Below are 14,329 nucleotides of genomic sequence, written 5' to 3' on the forward strand. Positions count from 1 at the left end.
TCAGCGTCGTCGCAGGGTTCTGTATGCGGACATCAAATCGGGTTCCTGAAATCGTGAAAAGGCCGATAGCAGGAAAAAAATCGGTCGTCTATGGGAAAACGTCGCGATGGAAGCCACCGCCGTCGAAACGGCGGTGGCAGCTGATGTCATCCCCTCGCCCAGCGCTCGACCGTCTGGCCGCCGAACAGTCGGCTGGTCGGCATCTGGAAGATGAAATAGGGGTTGAGCAGCGGCAGCGCGCTTGCCTGCTCCAGCCTCTCCAGCATCGCCTCGTCGAGATCAACATCAAGCGAAGCGATGTTCTGTTGCAGCTGCTCCACCCGGCTGGCGCCGATCAGCACCGAAGAGACGCCGGCGCGCCGCGCCACCCAGGCAAGCGCCACCTCCGCCGCCGACCGGCCGATCTCGGCCGCGACCGAGGTCACCACATCGACCACATCGAAATTGCGCTCGGTAAACAGCATGCCACCGAAAGGATTGTCGCCGTTCAGCCGGCCATTGCTGCCGCTTTCCGATGTCTCCGAGGTCTTGTCGGGCAAGGCCGTGGCGCGCCCGGCCTCGGCCAGCATCTCGCGGCCGTATTTGCCGGTCAAAAGACCCGCCGCAAGCGGGCTCCAGGGTACCATGCCAAGCCCGAATTCTGCGCCGGCAGGCATGAGGTCGAGCTCGACGCCGCGATCGATCAGCGAATAGGCATATTGCAGGCCGATCGGCTTCGGCAGTCCATGCGCCTCGGCAAGCGTCGCGATCCGCGCCACATACCAGGCGGGCGTGTTGGAAAAGCCGTAATGCAGGATCTTGCCGGCGCGCACGGCATCGGAAAGCGTCTGCAACACTTCATCGGCCGGCGTCGTCTGGTCCCACACATGCATCCAGTACATATCGATATAGTCGGTGCGCAGCCGCTTCAGCGATCCCTCGATACCGAGGCGGATGTTCTTCGCCCCGTTGCCGCCCCAGAGCGGTGTGCCCGCGCCGCGCGGAAATCCCGATTTGGTCGCCACCACCAGCCGGTCGCGCTGCCCGCTGTCGGAGAGAAACGCGCCAAGCATCTCCTCGCTGCGGCCGGCCGAATAGATGTCGGCCGTATCGATGAAATTGCCGCCGGCATCGACATAGGCGTCAAACAGCGCCCGCGAGGTCTGCTCGTTGGCGCCCCATCGCCCGGCGCCGAAGGTCATGGTGCCAAGCGCCAGCGGGCTGACGATCAGTCCCGAGCGGCCGAGGGTGCGATAGCTGGTAAGGTCCATATCCGTGCTCCTTGTTCACACCCCTCCATTTAGGCCGGCATCGCCCACGGGATTAGCGGTTGCCCGTCGCATGAACTTGTGAGCAGAATGCAGCAATGGAACGCGGAACGCTCAACGATCTCCTCGCCTTTGCCGCCGTCGCCCGCGAGCGCAGCTTTACGCGCGCTGCCGCCGTCCTCGGCATGTCGCCCTCGGCACTCAGCCACGCGATGCGCGGCCTGGAGGAGCGGTTGGGCGTCCGGCTGCTTGCCCGCACCACCCGCAGCGTGGCGCCGACCGAGGCCGGAGAGCGGCTTTTGCAATCGCTCAACCCGGCACTATCAGGTATCGAAGGCGGCCTCGAGGCACTGGCCGAATGGCGCGACAACCCCTCCGGCACCGTCCGCATCACCACCTTCGCCTACGCCGCCAGAATGGTGCTGGTGCCGAAGCTCCCCGCCTTCCTGCTCGCCCATCCCGATATCAACGTCGAGGTGATCATCCAGGACGGGCTGACGGATATCGTCACATCAGGCTTCGACGCCGGCATCCGCCTTGGCGAAACGGTGGCGAAGGACATGATTGCGGTGCGCGTAGGGCCTGAGCTGCGCACCGTCGTGGTCGGCACGCCTTCCTACTTCGCCCGCATTCCGCCGCCGGACACACCCTACGATCTCGAACGCCACGCCTGCATCGGTTACCGGCTGACGACCTCGGGCGGGCTGCTCCCCTGGGAGTTCGAGAAAGACGGCAAGGAGATCAAGATCCGCACCAGCGGCCCGCTTATCGTCAATGATGGCGAGCTTCCGGCAGCCGCAGTTCGCGCCGGCGTCGGGCTCGGCTATATGATGGAGCACGACGTGGCCGACGAGATCGCCTCCGGCGCACTGGTGCAGGTGCTCGACGACTGGTGCCCGCCCTTCCCCGGCTTCCACCTCTACCACCCGAGCCGCCGCCAATCGCCGCCGGCGCTGCGCGCGCTGATCGCCGCCTTGAGCGTCAAGTAGCAATCGCACCGCCGGGCGCAATCAGCGCGTGACGCACTGTTCAATCTTTGCCCCACTGCAAAATCCGCCCAAGCGCGATATCTAACGGGCAACGAAAGATCGAAGGAGTGACGCAATGGGTATGCTGGTCGACGGCGTCTGGCAGGACGTCTGGTACGATACGAAGGAGACAAAGGGTCACTTCAAGCGCGCCGCCTCGCAATTCCGCAACTGGATCACGCCGGATGGCAGCGCCGGTCCATCGGGCAAGGAAGGCTTCAAGGCCGAGGCTGGGCGCTATCATCTCTACGTATCCCTTGCCTGTCCCTGGGCGCACCGCACGCTGATCTTCCGCAAGCTGAAGCGTCTGGAAGACCTGATCTCGGTCTCCGTCGTCGATCCGCTGATGCTGGAAAAGGGCTGGGAATTCAAGGTCGGCGACGGCGCCACCGGCGATCCGCTCTTCGGCGCCAAGGCGCTCTCCGACATCTATGTGAAGGCCGATCCGCACTATTCCGGCCGCGTCACCGTGCCCGTTCTGTGGGACAAGAAGACAAACACCATCGTCAGCAACGAATCCGCCGAGATCATCCGCATGTTCAACAGCGCCTTCGACGCGCTGACCGGCTCGACCACCGATTTCTACCCGCAGGACCTCCGCGCCGAGATCGACGATCTGAACGCGCTTATCTACGACACCGTCAACAACGGCGTCTACAAGGCAGGCTTCGCCACCGCCCAGGACGCCTATTCGGAAAGCGTGCTCAAGCTCTTCGAAACGCTCGACATGCTGGAAGACCGCCTCGGCAAGGGCCGCTATCTCTTTGGCGACCGGCTGACCGAGGCAGACTGGCGGCTCTTCACCACGCTGGTGCGCTTCGACCCCGTCTATGTCGGCCACTTCAAATGCAACATCCGCCGCATCGCCGACTACCCGAACCTCTCGGCCTATCTGCGCGATCTCTACCAGACCTCAGGGATCAAGGAGACGGTCGACTTCCGCCACATCAAGGACCACTACTACCGCAGCCACAAGACGATCAACCCGACCGGTATCGTACCCGTCGGCCCGGAACTGGACCTCGACCGCCCGCACGGCCGCGGCGAACGCGCCGCCGCTTAAACGTAAGTTATACGGCCCGGCCTACCAGACCTGGTCGGGCTGCCGCTCCCCGGCAATTTCAGCAAGACGACGGTGCGTCGACGCCGTCGTCCCCTCCGGCAAAGCGTCGAGCGCGAAGAAACCGCATTCGACGATCTCGCGGTCCGGCGCCCTCGGCGCCGTCTGCTCGACATTGGCGCGATAGAACACGACATGGTCGCGCCGCGTGGCCGATGTGTTGAGATAGACCTGAACGAGCTCCGGCCGTCCGACAATCACGAGATTGCCCTCCTCGCGCAGCTCCTTGACGAGCGCGTCCTCGGCCGTCTCGTTGCGCTCGATACCGCCGCCCGGCATGTGCCAGCCGGGCACGTAGCTGTGCCGCACGAGAAACACATGCCCCCTGTCATCGAAGCAGGCGGCGCGCACGCCCATGGTCATTCCACGCGCGAAGGCGAAGTAGATATGCACCACGCGCATCATCAGGCGCGATTGCCAGTGGCGGATTTCTTTCACGCGTCTTCCAATTCCATCAATCCGTTCAAGCAGATGTGCGAGGAGATGTGTTTGAAATACGGCTGCCGTGAGCTATGTGTGCACCCATGTTCAAGCTCGCGCACATTTCAGACGTCCATCTCGGGCCGCTGCCCCACATCTCTTTCCGTGAACTCTTTTCCAAGCGTATCACCGGCTTTGTGAACTGGCATCGCAATCGGCGCAAGCACCTTTTCGGCGGCACGCTGGATCTGCTGCTCGACGATATAAGAGAAAAGCAGCCGGATCACATGGCGATCACGGGCGATCTCGTCAATCTCGCAAGCGGGCTTGAAATCCGCGCCGCCGCCGGCTGGCTGCGCGAACTCGGCGACCCCAAGGATTACTCCGTCGTGCCCGGCAATCACGACGCCTATGTGCCCGGCGCCTACGAAAAGTCGATGCGCGCCTGGTACGATAACGTACGCGGCGATCTCGCCCCTGCCGAATGGCAGGAAAACAAGCACATCTTCCCCTATCTGCGCATTCGCGGAAAAGTCGCGATCGTCGGCTGCTCGACGGCGGTGGCAACGCCGCCCTTTGCCGCCAGCGGCTTCTTCGGCGAAAGACAGGCCCGCGAGACGGTGAACATGCTGCGCGCCGCCGGCGAAGCCGGGCTGTTTCGCGTCGTCATGATCCACCATCCGCCGATCCGTGGCGCCACATCCTTCCACAAGCGCATGATCGGCATCCGCCGTTTCGCCGCCGTCATCTCCACCGGCGGCGCCGAGCTCGTGCTGCATGGCCACACCCACCTGAACACGGTGCACTGGCTGCGCGGCCAGACCGGACCGGTTCCTGTTGTCGGCATTGCCTCGGGCTCGCAAGGCCCCGGCGGCTCGAAGCCGCCCGCCGCCTACAATCTCTTCAGCATCGATGGCTCCCCTGGCGCCTGGAGCCTCAAGGGCGAACGCTTCAGCCTCAGCCCGTCGGGCGACGACATCAACCCGGAAAGCGTCGATATCTTCAGGCTTTAGCGCCATTTCCGGAATCAGTTTCGCCGCAAGTTGAATCACTGCGCGAACTCAGGCGAAAAACGATAGATCGGGGCCGATCGCCTCTTGGTATTTCCCGATCTAGGCGTACACTCCTTATATTAGCGATCTTATATTCGGAGACGTCGCATGCCATCCACCACCCGTACGCTCCGCGGCCTTGCGCTCGCCGGCTGCCTCGCCCTCACCTTCTCTGCCCCCGCCTTCGCCGCCGGCGAAGAGACCGACGAAACCAAGCCGCCACCAAAGACCGAAACCACCACCAAGTGCGCCGACGGCAAGGTCTGGGACAAGAAGAAGAAGGAATGCGTCACGCCGAACAAGCAGACCTTCAACGACGACGATCTCTACAAGGCCGCCCGCGAATTCGCCTATGCCGGGCAGTACGACAACGCCATCACCGTGCTCAACCTAGCCCGCAACCAGAACGATCCGCGCATCCTGAACTATCTGGGCTACGCCAACCGCAAGGCCGGGCGGATGGAGCTTGGCATGTCCTATTATCGCAAGGCGCTGCAGGCCGACGGGAACTATATTCTCGCACGGTCATATATGGGCCAAGCTTTGATGGAACAGGGTGATGAACAGGGCGCGCGCGTGCAGCTGGTCGAGATCCGCGACCGCGGCGGCGAGAACACGTGGGCCTACCGCTCGCTCCTTCAGTCGCTCCACGGCTACAGGACCTATTGAGCCCGAGGGATCACCCGAAAAAAGCTTTGGGAACCCGTGAGATAAGTGGCCTTTTGCTTGCGAAGCAGCGGCGATTTGTTTCATAAAGGACACAGAGACGATATAATTCGCACTTGCGCCAGGTCACGGCTCCATAACGGCTCCCGATACCAGGCATTCACCTTGGGAAAACCATGCGTCAACCTGTGACGACCATCGACATCAGACGCGATCTTGTGGGTCTTCTGCCCCGGTTGCGGCGGTTCGCGATGACGCTCGCGGGTGATGCGGCCGGCGCCGACGAACTCGTCCAGGCCGGCTGTCAGCGGGCGATTGCCAAGAGCAATCAATGGCAGGGCGAAGGCCGGCTCGACAGCTGGGTCTACACGCTTATGCGCCAGCAATGGAGCGAGGACCACCGCAAGCGCAAGCCGCATGCGGTCAACAAGACCAACGTCACCGATATCCGCACGGCCACGCGCGACCGCGCCGCCATCATCGATTCCGACGCGATCCATCGGATGATCGCGGAGATGCCCGAGGGCATCGCCAGCGCCTTCCTGCTGGTGTCGATCGAAGGCCATGGCTACCAGCAGGCCGGCGACATCATGGGCGTCGCCCCCACCCTCATCATGTCGCAGCTGGCGCAGGCGAAACTGCACTTCGCCAGCCTCGCCGACGACCATTCCCACAGGTTCTGATTTGCTCGACTTCAAGAAACTGCCGCTCGATGCCCAGCTGACCGCCCTTCTCGATGGCGAGACGACGCCCGAGCAGAAGCACGAGCTCGAACAGCGCCTGGCAACCGACGACGGCGCGCGGCGGATCTACGACAAGCTGCGCAACGGCGCCGATTTCGGCAAGCGCCGGCTCGACGACATCCTGAAGGAACCGGTTCCGCTGGCGCTGGTGCGCTCGATCAAGAGCGTGCAACCGCCCAAGGCCCCCGTCGCGCCGCGCCAGTCGCGCCAGCCGTTCAAGTTCGCGCCCTCGGGTCCGCAGGCGCTGGTGGCCGCGATCGTGCTTCTCATCGCCGGTTGCGGCATCGGCTATATCGTCGGCGCCGGTCACACCGCGTCGCAGACCGCGCAGGCCATCGATGCCGCGCAGACCAGCGAAGCGACGGAATGGCTGGGCGACATGCTCGCCAACCAGAGATTGCTCGCCCGCCAGCCTCGCCACATCTTCGAAGTCCCGGCCACGCAGCCGGAAGAAATCTCCACCTGGCTCACCACCTCCGTCGGCGTCGCCTTCCGCGTCCCTGATCTCGTTTCCGAGGGCTGGACCTTCCAGGGCGCCCGCGTAACGCTCGCCGGCGGCCGCCCGGTCGGCCAGCTGGTCTACACCAGCTCGGACGGCGACCTCGCCACCATCGCCTTCCGCAAGGACAACCAACCTGAAGACGCCGAGGATTTCAAGGAAACGATCCGCGACGAGATCGGCCTGGTCACCTGGCACAATGCCGGCACCTCCTACATGCTGATCGGCCCCTCCTCCGAGGCATCGCTCAGCCAGCTCGCCATGCAGATCGCCACCGCGATTTGAAACCTCAATAATGAAACGCACATAAGAAAGCGGGCGCCGCATGCGACGCCCGCTTGATGCTTCCGTGGCCTACGATCAGGCCTTGCCGGCCCTCACATCAAGCACCCGGTTCGCCGCCGAGACAATCGCTTCCAGCGACGCGCCGACGATGTTGGTGCTGATGCCGGCGCCGAAGAGCTTGCCGCCGGGATAGGACGTCTCGACATAGGAAATCGCCGAGGCGTTCGAGCCGTGCTGCAGCGAGTGCTCGGAATAGTCCTGCACCGCCATCTCGACCCCGAGATACTCGGAGAGCGCATTGATGAAGCCGTCGATCGGGCCGTTGCCGCGTCCCTCGATCGTCTTCGTCACGCCGTTATCGGTGATCTCGGCGGAAACCACGCGAACGCCCTTGCGCTCGGGATCGGCGAAGGTCTGGTGGTCGACGAACTTGATGCGGCCCTTCGGCTGCGTCACGTAGCGCTCGATGAAGTGGTCGTAAATCCGCTTCGACGGCAGCTCCTTGCCCTCTTCGTCGGTGATCCGCTGGATCTCCTCGCGATACTCCACCTGCAGGTTGCGCGGCAGGTTGAGGCCGTAATCCTGCTGCAGGATATAGGCGATGCCGCCCTTGCCGGACTGCGAGTTGATGCGGATGATCGCCTCATAGGAGCGGCCGACATCCTGCGGATCGATCGGCAGATACGGCACTTCCCAGACCGGGTGATTGGCAACCTTGATCGCCTTCATGCCCTTGTTGATCGCATCCTGGTGCGAGCCGGAAAACGCCGTATAGACCAGTTCGCCGACATAAGGATGGCGCTCGCCGATCGGCATCTGGTTGGAATATTCGAACACGTCCTTCATGCGCACGATATCCGAGCAGTCGATCTCCGGATCCACACCCTGCGTGAACATGTTCAGCGCCATCGTCACGACGTCGACATTGCCGGTGCGCTCGCCATTGCCGAACAGCGTGCCCTCGACACGATCGGCGCCCGCCAGCAAGGCCAGCTCGGCGGCGGCGATGCCGGTGCCGCGGTCGTTATGCGGATGCAGCGAGATGATCAGGTTCTCGCGATTGTCGAGATTGCGGCACATCCATTCGATCTGGTCGGCATAGACGTTCGGCGTCGCCATTTCGACGGTCGACGGCAGGTTGATGATCAGCTTGTTGTCGGGCGTCGGCTTCATCACCTCGATGACCGAATTGCAGATTTCCAGCGCCACTTCCAGCTCGGTGCCGGTGAAGCTCTCGGGCGAATATTCGAAGCGATAACCGCCACCGGCCTTGGCCGCCATGTCGGAAATCATCTTCGCCGCGTCGACCGCGATCTGCTTGATGCCGTTGACGTCCTTGGCGAACACGACACGGCGCTGCAGCTCGCTGGTCGAGTTATAGAAATGCACGATCGGCTTGTTCGCGCCTTCCAGGGCTTCGAAGGTGCGCGTGATCAGCTCGGGACGGCACTGCACCAGCACCTGCAGCGACACGTCGTCGGGCACATTGCCCTGCTCGACACACCAGCGCGCGAAGTCGAAATCGGTCTGCGAGGCCGACGGGAATCCGATCTCGATTTCCTTGAAGCCCATGTCGAGCAGCAGCTGGAACATCCGCGCCTTGCGGTCGTGGCCCATCGGGTCGACCAGAGCCTGGTTGCCGTCGCGCAGATCCACGGAACACCAGATCGGCGCCTTGGTCAGCGTCTTGGTCGGCCATGTGCGATCGGGGATGTTGACCTGCGGATAAGGGCGATACTTCATCGCCGCATCAGGCATGCCGTGGGAGCGGGTCTTCGTGTCCATGTCTTCTCTTCCTATTCCCGTCATCTGGCCGCGTCATAGCGCATGGCCTGCCTGTTGGCGATGACGAATCCGGCGCAAAGCGTCCGGTTTATCGATTTTTGGGATATGTGAAGAGGAGCTATGGCCGGCGGGCTTTGGGCCGCCGGGCGCTCCTCAACGGACCCGGCAACCGCGCGTAAGGCCGAGGAGAAGAAGCGAGGTCAGGGCGCGCGTATTGTCGCGCAGGGCGATACGCCCGCGTGCAATGTGCTCAGAAATCATGATGCCCGTGCTCTTCATGCCGGCCTGTATAGCCGCCGCGCGAAAAACTGGCAAGTGCCCGATTATTTTTTCCTCATCTGCACAAATCGCTGCAACGCCATCATCAGCCCGCCGGCCAGCAGCCCCCAGAACGCACCGGAAATGCCGCCGAAGGAGACGCCGGATGCCGTCACCAGGAAAGTGATCGCCGCGGCTTCCCGCGTATCGGGTGCCTGAAAGGCGGCCATCGCGGAGCCCGAGAAGGCGCCGACCAGCGCCAGCCCCGCCACCGCCTGGATCAGGATCGGCGGCGCCAGTGCGACGGATGCAGTCACCGCACCCGCAAGCGGCCCGAGGATGAGATAGCAGACGCCACAGACGATCACCGCCCAGTAGCGCCGCTTCGGATCGGGATGCGCATCCGGCCCGGCGCACATGGCCGCCGTGATCGCCGCCAGATTGACGGCATGGCCGCCGAAAGGCGCAGACAGCAGCGAGAAGAAACCGGTCGAGGCAAAGAGCGGCCCGGGCTTGGTCTCATAGCCATTGACCTTCATGACCGCGATCCCAGGAATATTCTGCGAGGCCATGGTGACGATGAAGAGCGGCAAAGCGATCGACACGAAGGCCGGCACGTTGAACACCGGCATGACGAACTCGATTGTCGGCACCAGCGAGCGCTTGACCGTATCGAGCGCGCCCACGGGCACATCGACCCCGAAGACCACGACAAGCACAAAGGCCGCCAGCGCCGCCGGCACGGCCCAGAGCCGCTTGAAGGCACCAACGACGATCCAGGCAAGCACGATCGGCAGCCCGAGCAACGGATTGAACCCGACGGCTTTCACCGGCGCGAAGCAGAGCCCGATCAGCACGCCCGCAAGCATCGCATTGGCCAACGGCGCCGGTATCGCCGCCACCGCCCGCCCGAGCGGCCTGAACAGCCCGGCGATAACGATCAGCAATGCGCAGATGATAAAGGCGCCCACGGCCGCATTGAACCCGCCCTCGACCACCCCGGTCGCGGCCAAAAGCGCGCCGCCCGGCGTCGACCAGGCCATGCTGATCGGCAACCTCGACGTGGCGCTGAGAACGATCCCGCAAAGCCCGAGCGAGACCGACAAAGCCATCAACCCCGAAGCCGCCTGCGCCTCCGTCGCGCCAACGGCCTGCAACCCGTGCAGCACGACGGCGAACGAACTGGCGAAACCGACAAAAGCGGTAAGAACGCCCATGAACAGGGCCTGGACGGAGAAGTCTTTAAGCATGCGGGGGACTCGGAGCGAAGAATGGCGTCATGCAGCCGTATCGCAAACGGGGGCGCAAGACCAGATACACCCACCACCCTCATTCTCGCCCTTGTGGCGGGGATCCAGCCGACGCGCGTCCGCGCGGCGAAAGACTCTTCCGGGCACAAGGCCGGGATGAAAAGAGATGCGCAAAAAAAGCGCCCTCGCCCACCATCATCCGGCAAGCGAGGGCGCTCTCATCTCAATCCGATCAGATGTCGCTCTGCGACGTCACGATGCGCGAGACCAGGCCGTAGGCCTTGGCTTCCTCAGCGGAGAGCCAGTAGTCACGGTCGGTGTCGGCGGCGATCTTTTCGTAGGACTGGCCGGTGGCGTCAGCCATGATCTTGTTCAGGCGCTCGTTCATCTTGATGATCTCGCGTGCCTGGATTTCGATGTCGGACGCCATGCCGCGCGTGCCGCCCGAGGGTTGGTGCAGCAGGAAGCGGGTGTTGGGCAGGCAAAGGCGCTGCTCCTTGGGCGCGGCGACATAGATCAGCGCGCCGGCAGAAGCGACCCAGCCGGTTCCGATCATCCAGACCTTCGGCTTGATGAACTTGATCATGTCGTGGATCGAATCGCCGGATTCGACGTGGCCGCCGGGCGAATTGACGTAGATGCGGATGTCCTCGTCGCTGGCCGCGGCAAGCGCCACGAGCTGCGAGCAGACCTTCTGCGCCAGTTCCTGGTTGATCGGTCCATAGATGAAGATGGAACGCGACTTGAAAAGGTTCGCCTCCGTTTCCTTGCCGAGCGGCAGTTCCTTCGTCTTGTCGTCCTGGTCTTCGTCGTTCATTCGAACCTCTCTCACGTAAATTCGGGTTCCCCGCACATAGTGCGACTCAATGCGTAAAACAATGCGTGAAAAAGACAAGCCACGGAACGGGTGAAGATATGGTTAGGGGTCATTGGCTTACTGAAATGTAACTTGTGGAGGCTTTGAAAAGTCTCAATCCGTTCCTACGTCCTTCCCAAGCGACCCACTTGAGACCACATGCGAGCCCAGAGCCAAGGAGACAGCCGATGTCACCCGAAGAACGCCAACTCCTGACCGCCCTTTTCGAGCGCGTCCGCACCGCAGCCACTACCCCGCGCGACCGCGACGCCGAACAGCTGGTCGAGCAAAACACCCGCGAACAGCCCTATGCGGCCTATTATCTGGCACAGGCCGTGATCGTGCAGGAAAAGGGCCTCGAGGCCGCCGCCGGCCATATCAAGGAGCTCGAAGAACGCGTCCGCCAGCTGGAGGCGAGCCAGAGCGACACCCATCAGGCCGAGCAAGGCGGTGGCTTCCTCTCCTCCATCTTCGGCAGCAGCCAGCCGCCGCAGCAGCGACAGCAGCCGGCAGCTTCGGACGCGGCACCAAGCGGCCCCTGGGGCAGCGCCCCGCGCCAGCAGATCCGTGAGAACCAGGGCTTCGACACCGCCCCACGCATGCAGCAGCAACCTTCCGGCCCCTGGAGCCCGCAAGCCCAGGCGCCATCGGCCGGCGGCAGCTTCCTGCAGGGCGCGCTCGGCACCGCGGCCGGTGTTGCCGGCGGCATGCTGCTTGCCAATTCGCTGAGCGGCATCTTCAGCGGCGGTCACATGTCCTCGCTCGGCCTCGGCTCGGGCGCCACGCCATCAAGCGCGCCGACGGAAGAAACAGTGATCAACAACTATTACAACAATGACGGCGGCAGCCAGCAGGCCGACAACACCCGCACGGTCGCTGACAACAACGTCGCCGATAACAACGATAACGACGACAGCGGCCTGCAGCAGGCCGATTACGATAACGACGACGACAATTTCGACGATCAGTCCGACTTCGGCAGCGACGACAGCTTCAACGTCTGACGATCGCCGCGAACGCATCAGGGGCCGCGCTGAGGCGGCCCCTGCCAAACATGTACCACGCAAATCCCTATTGCGACGAAGCCTGCAACTGCGGACCCGCAAGCAGAAGATCAAGCCACGCGGCCGAGACTTTCTCGGCGCCCGAACCGCCGATGTGGCAATCATCGTAACGATCGTCACCGGTGAGCAGCGCGTCCGAGTTCACGCCCTGAACGATGCCGTTGCCGCTCTTCGGCAAGGCAAGCTGCGCCCGCAGGATGGGATTGTCGTCCGTATGCTGTTTGAAACCGCCATTGGCGGGTTCGAGACATCTGGTCGCCACCGAGATATAGACAGGCGCCGCGACCCCAAGCCCGCGCAGCGTCCCCACCATCGACAGAAAGCGCTGTTCGTAAACCTCCGTGCTGGTGCCCTTGACGAAATCGGCCTCGCCCTGCACCCAAAGCACGTTGGTCACGCGATAGCCGGCGTCGTGAAGCTTCCTCGTGCTGTCGGCCAGCACAGGGTTGATATCCCCGCCTTCGGCCCAGCGCGCCACCTCGGAGCCGGAATAGGCAACCGGCGCGATGATGACATTGTCATAGCGTCCGGATGCGATCAGCGAATTGCCGACCTCCGTCCAATATTCGCCCTTGGTATCCGTCGAGCCGAGAAGCGGCGATGCGGCGGTGAAGCAATGACCATCGAATTCATTGATCACGCGCTCGCCATACATCGACCGGTGGCGCTGGCCGCCGTCATTGGCGGCGTTCGACTGTCCGAGAACCAGGAGAACAGCGGTTCGATCGGTCTGGGCGGGGCATGCGACCGCCGTCTTCGTCTCGTCTCCAATCAGACGCTCCTTGTCGTCGAACGTATAGCGGCTCGGAGGCGGCGGTTCGGGGGCGACGAACTGATGTTTCAGCGCTGAAAACTGGGGCCAGGGAAACATTTCGTGCCGCGCACTCATGCCACCGGAGATGAACACCGCAAGCAATGCGGCGCATCCGAAAACGAGATTTCGAAACATCCGATCGTCCAATTCTGGAAAGCATCAATGGCTGTCAGTAGGCCCCGCCGCTCGCAATTGCCTACCCGCTCAAATTGTCTTTGAGCACAGTAGATATGAAACTCAGGACTGCAATTACCCTGATTGGATGAGGCTCATACAAATGAACGAGGCCGCTTCATGCGATAGTCGCTTGACCATCAAGTCATTGCAGCAACCAGTCCGGATGCAAGCTTTCGATGTGGGCGCCGCCCCGCTGCCGATTGATAAGCCCCCGCCGCATCGATAAGGTCCGCCGCAATCACCGCACCAAAAACCGACATCGGACGACAGAGCATTGAAAACCCTCATCATCAGCCGCAAGGCCGAGGAAACAAGGCGGCGCTTTCAGACGCGGCAGATGCAGGCGCTGGGCCTCGATTTCGAGTTTCTGGATGCCTTCGAGGCCCGCGACCTCACACCGGAAGAGTGCCAGAAGGCCGCCGACAGCTGGCCGAGCCCGACGCTGCGCGAAGATGTCGCCTGCTTCACCTCGCACCGCATCGCCTGGCGCAGGATCATTGACAGCAATCAGCGGATGCTGATCCTGGAAGACGACGCCGTGCTGTCGCAAAGTTTCGCCGACGCGCTGGCAAGCATCGAAGCGCGCCCTGATGGCGACGATATCGCCTACGATCTCGAATTCGCCCCGCGCGACCATATCGTCGCGAAACATCCGCTCTGGACAGACGGGACTTATAGCGCCCGGCGCGTGTTCCAGAACCGCGTCGGCACGGCCGGCTATGTCATCGGCCCGGGTGCCGCCGCGCGCATGTTGAGGGACACCGAGACCTATGGCCTGCTCGATGCCTATATGTGGCACCGCGCCTGGCTGAAGGCCTACCAGATCGAGCCCGCCCCCGTCATCCAGATGCAGTTTCTCGACGGCAGCGCCGACAAGGCGGCCTTCATCCGCAAATCGATCGACCGCGCCTTCACGCCGAGCAAGCTGCGCAAGAACCTGCTGCGTCTGAAGCTGGAGGCGATCAAGGCCCGCAACCTCATCCGTGGGCTTGGCGGCGAGAAGCGCCCGCTGCGCATGGACCGGGCAAGTTTCCCGCCCGATCCCGCCAAATCATCCGACTAAAC

Annotated in this window: 14 protein-coding genes; 8 read left to right on the plus strand and 6 right to left on the minus strand. The window is 63.0% G+C overall.

Translation table 11 applies throughout. The annotated features are described in order from the left end of the window. Window positions 1–146 precede the first annotated feature (146 nt). Complete coding sequence (locus tag ACODTZ_RS16055) at window positions 147–1,250, minus strand: aldo/keto reductase (protein ID WP_489026763.1); 1,104 nt, start codon at window positions 1,248–1,250, stop codon at window positions 147–149. Window positions 1,251–1,345: 95 nt separating this feature from the next. On the opposite strand from ACODTZ_RS16055, the gene ACODTZ_RS16060 reads away from it, so the two are divergent. Together ACODTZ_RS16060 and ACODTZ_RS16065 are read left to right on the plus strand one after the other, a co-directional pair. After that, complete coding sequence (locus ACODTZ_RS16060; protein WP_489026764.1) at window positions 1,346–2,236, plus strand: LysR family transcriptional regulator; 891 nt, start codon at window positions 1,346–1,348, stop codon at window positions 2,234–2,236. 115 nt (window positions 2,237–2,351) lie between these two features. Further along, window positions 2,352–3,338 (plus strand): glutathione S-transferase family protein, encoded by a 987-nt coding sequence (locus tag ACODTZ_RS16065; protein ID WP_489026765.1) that lies wholly within the window; start codon window positions 2,352–2,354, stop codon window positions 3,336–3,338. A gap of 21 nt (window positions 3,339–3,359) precedes the next feature. Here ACODTZ_RS16065 and ACODTZ_RS16070 read toward each other — a convergent pair whose 3' ends face one another. Further along, window positions 3,360–3,797, minus strand: coding sequence for an NUDIX domain-containing protein (locus tag ACODTZ_RS16070; protein ID WP_489026805.1), 438 nt, complete (start codon window positions 3,795–3,797; stop codon window positions 3,360–3,362). A 122-nt stretch (window positions 3,798–3,919) separates the two neighbouring features. Between ACODTZ_RS16070 and ACODTZ_RS16075 the strand changes: the two genes are divergently transcribed. From ACODTZ_RS16075 to ACODTZ_RS16090, 4 genes are all read left to right on the plus strand, one after another. Then, entirely contained in the window at window positions 3,920–4,828 is a 909-nt protein-coding gene (locus ACODTZ_RS16075; RefSeq protein ID WP_018897345.1) for a metallophosphoesterase family protein, read from the plus strand. A gap of 147 nt (window positions 4,829–4,975) precedes the next feature. After that, window positions 4,976–5,536 (plus strand): tetratricopeptide repeat protein, encoded by a 561-nt coding sequence (locus ACODTZ_RS16080; RefSeq protein WP_209235004.1) that lies wholly within the window; start codon window positions 4,976–4,978, stop codon window positions 5,534–5,536. Between the two features lie 173 nt (window positions 5,537–5,709). After that, the gene (locus tag ACODTZ_RS16085; protein WP_018897343.1) at window positions 5,710–6,216 is read left to right on the plus strand and encodes an RNA polymerase sigma factor; all 507 of its coding nucleotides are present in this window, start codon (window positions 5,710–5,712) and stop codon (window positions 6,214–6,216) included. 1 nt (window position 6,217) lies between these two features. Next, window positions 6,218–7,060, plus strand: coding sequence for an anti-sigma factor family protein (locus tag ACODTZ_RS16090; RefSeq protein WP_047506169.1), 843 nt, complete (start codon window positions 6,218–6,220; stop codon window positions 7,058–7,060). Window positions 7,061–7,135: 75 nt separating this feature from the next. Here the strand turns inward: ACODTZ_RS16090 and leuA are convergent, their stop codons facing one another. The 3 genes from leuA to ACODTZ_RS16105 all read right to left on the minus strand — a co-directional run bounded on the left by leuA (window position 7,136) and on the right by ACODTZ_RS16105 (window position 11,170). Continuing rightward, a complete protein-coding gene (gene leuA, locus ACODTZ_RS16095) occupies window positions 7,136–8,845 on the minus strand; it encodes a 2-isopropylmalate synthase (protein ID WP_112941099.1) in 1,710 nt (569 codons plus the stop codon). A gap of 323 nt (window positions 8,846–9,168) precedes the next feature. Next, window positions 9,169–10,353, minus strand: coding sequence for a benzoate/H(+) symporter BenE family transporter (locus tag ACODTZ_RS16100; protein ID WP_489026766.1), 1,185 nt, complete (start codon window positions 10,351–10,353; stop codon window positions 9,169–9,171). A gap of 232 nt (window positions 10,354–10,585) precedes the next feature. Then, entirely contained in the window at window positions 10,586–11,170 is a 585-nt protein-coding gene (locus tag ACODTZ_RS16105; protein ID WP_018897336.1) for an ATP-dependent Clp protease proteolytic subunit, read from the minus strand. Between the two features lie 227 nt (window positions 11,171–11,397). On the opposite strand from ACODTZ_RS16105, the gene ACODTZ_RS16110 reads away from it, so the two are divergent. Then, window positions 11,398–12,213 (plus strand): DUF2076 domain-containing protein, encoded by an 816-nt coding sequence (locus tag ACODTZ_RS16110; RefSeq protein WP_489026767.1) that lies wholly within the window; start codon window positions 11,398–11,400, stop codon window positions 12,211–12,213. Window positions 12,214–12,280: 67 nt separating this feature from the next. Here ACODTZ_RS16110 and ACODTZ_RS16115 read toward each other — a convergent pair whose 3' ends face one another. Next, window positions 12,281–13,222: a sialate O-acetylesterase gene (locus tag ACODTZ_RS16115; protein WP_489026768.1), complete on the minus strand. Its 942-nt coding sequence runs from the start codon at window positions 13,220–13,222 to the stop codon at window positions 12,281–12,283. Window positions 13,223–13,538: 316 nt separating this feature from the next. On the opposite strand from ACODTZ_RS16115, the gene ACODTZ_RS16120 reads away from it, so the two are divergent. After that, a complete protein-coding gene (locus ACODTZ_RS16120; RefSeq protein WP_489026769.1) occupies window positions 13,539–14,327 on the plus strand; it encodes a glycosyltransferase family 25 protein in 789 nt (262 codons plus the stop codon). The last annotated feature ends 2 nt before the right edge of the window (window positions 14,328–14,329 follow it).

This window comes from Rhizobium sp. FG113 (genome assembly GCF_057809895.1).

Bases quoted from the DNA above. Each gene is read 5' to 3' on its own strand.
- ACODTZ_RS16055 (WP_489026763.1), bottom strand. From the start codon at position 1,250: ATGGACCTTACCAGCTATCGCACCCTCGGCCGCTCGGGACTGATCGTC.
- ACODTZ_RS16060 (WP_489026764.1), top strand. From the start codon at position 1,346: ATGGAACGCGGAACGCTCAACGATCTCCTCGCCTTTGCCGCCGTCGCC.
- ACODTZ_RS16065 (WP_489026765.1), top strand. From the start codon at position 2,352: ATGGGTATGCTGGTCGACGGCGTCTGGCAGGACGTCTGGTACGATACG.
- ACODTZ_RS16070 (WP_489026805.1), bottom strand. From the start codon at position 3,797: ATGCGCGTGGTGCATATCTACTTCGCCTTCGCGCGTGGAATGACCATG.
- ACODTZ_RS16075 (WP_018897345.1), top strand. From the start codon at position 3,920: ATGTTCAAGCTCGCGCACATTTCAGACGTCCATCTCGGGCCGCTGCCC.
- ACODTZ_RS16080 (WP_209235004.1), top strand. From the start codon at position 4,976: ATGCCATCCACCACCCGTACGCTCCGCGGCCTTGCGCTCGCCGGCTGC.
- ACODTZ_RS16085 (WP_018897343.1), top strand. From the start codon at position 5,710: ATGCGTCAACCTGTGACGACCATCGACATCAGACGCGATCTTGTGGGT.
- leuA (WP_112941099.1), bottom strand. From the start codon at position 8,845: ATGGACACGAAGACCCGCTCCCACGGCATGCCTGATGCGGCGATGAAG.
- ACODTZ_RS16100 (WP_489026766.1), bottom strand. From the start codon at position 10,353: ATGCTTAAAGACTTCTCCGTCCAGGCCCTGTTCATGGGCGTTCTTACC.
- ACODTZ_RS16105 (WP_018897336.1), bottom strand. From the start codon at position 11,170: ATGAACGACGAAGACCAGGACGACAAGACGAAGGAACTGCCGCTCGGC.
- ACODTZ_RS16110 (WP_489026767.1), top strand. From the start codon at position 11,398: ATGTCACCCGAAGAACGCCAACTCCTGACCGCCCTTTTCGAGCGCGTC.
- ACODTZ_RS16115 (WP_489026768.1), bottom strand. From the start codon at position 13,222: ATGTTTCGAAATCTCGTTTTCGGATGCGCCGCATTGCTTGCGGTGTTC.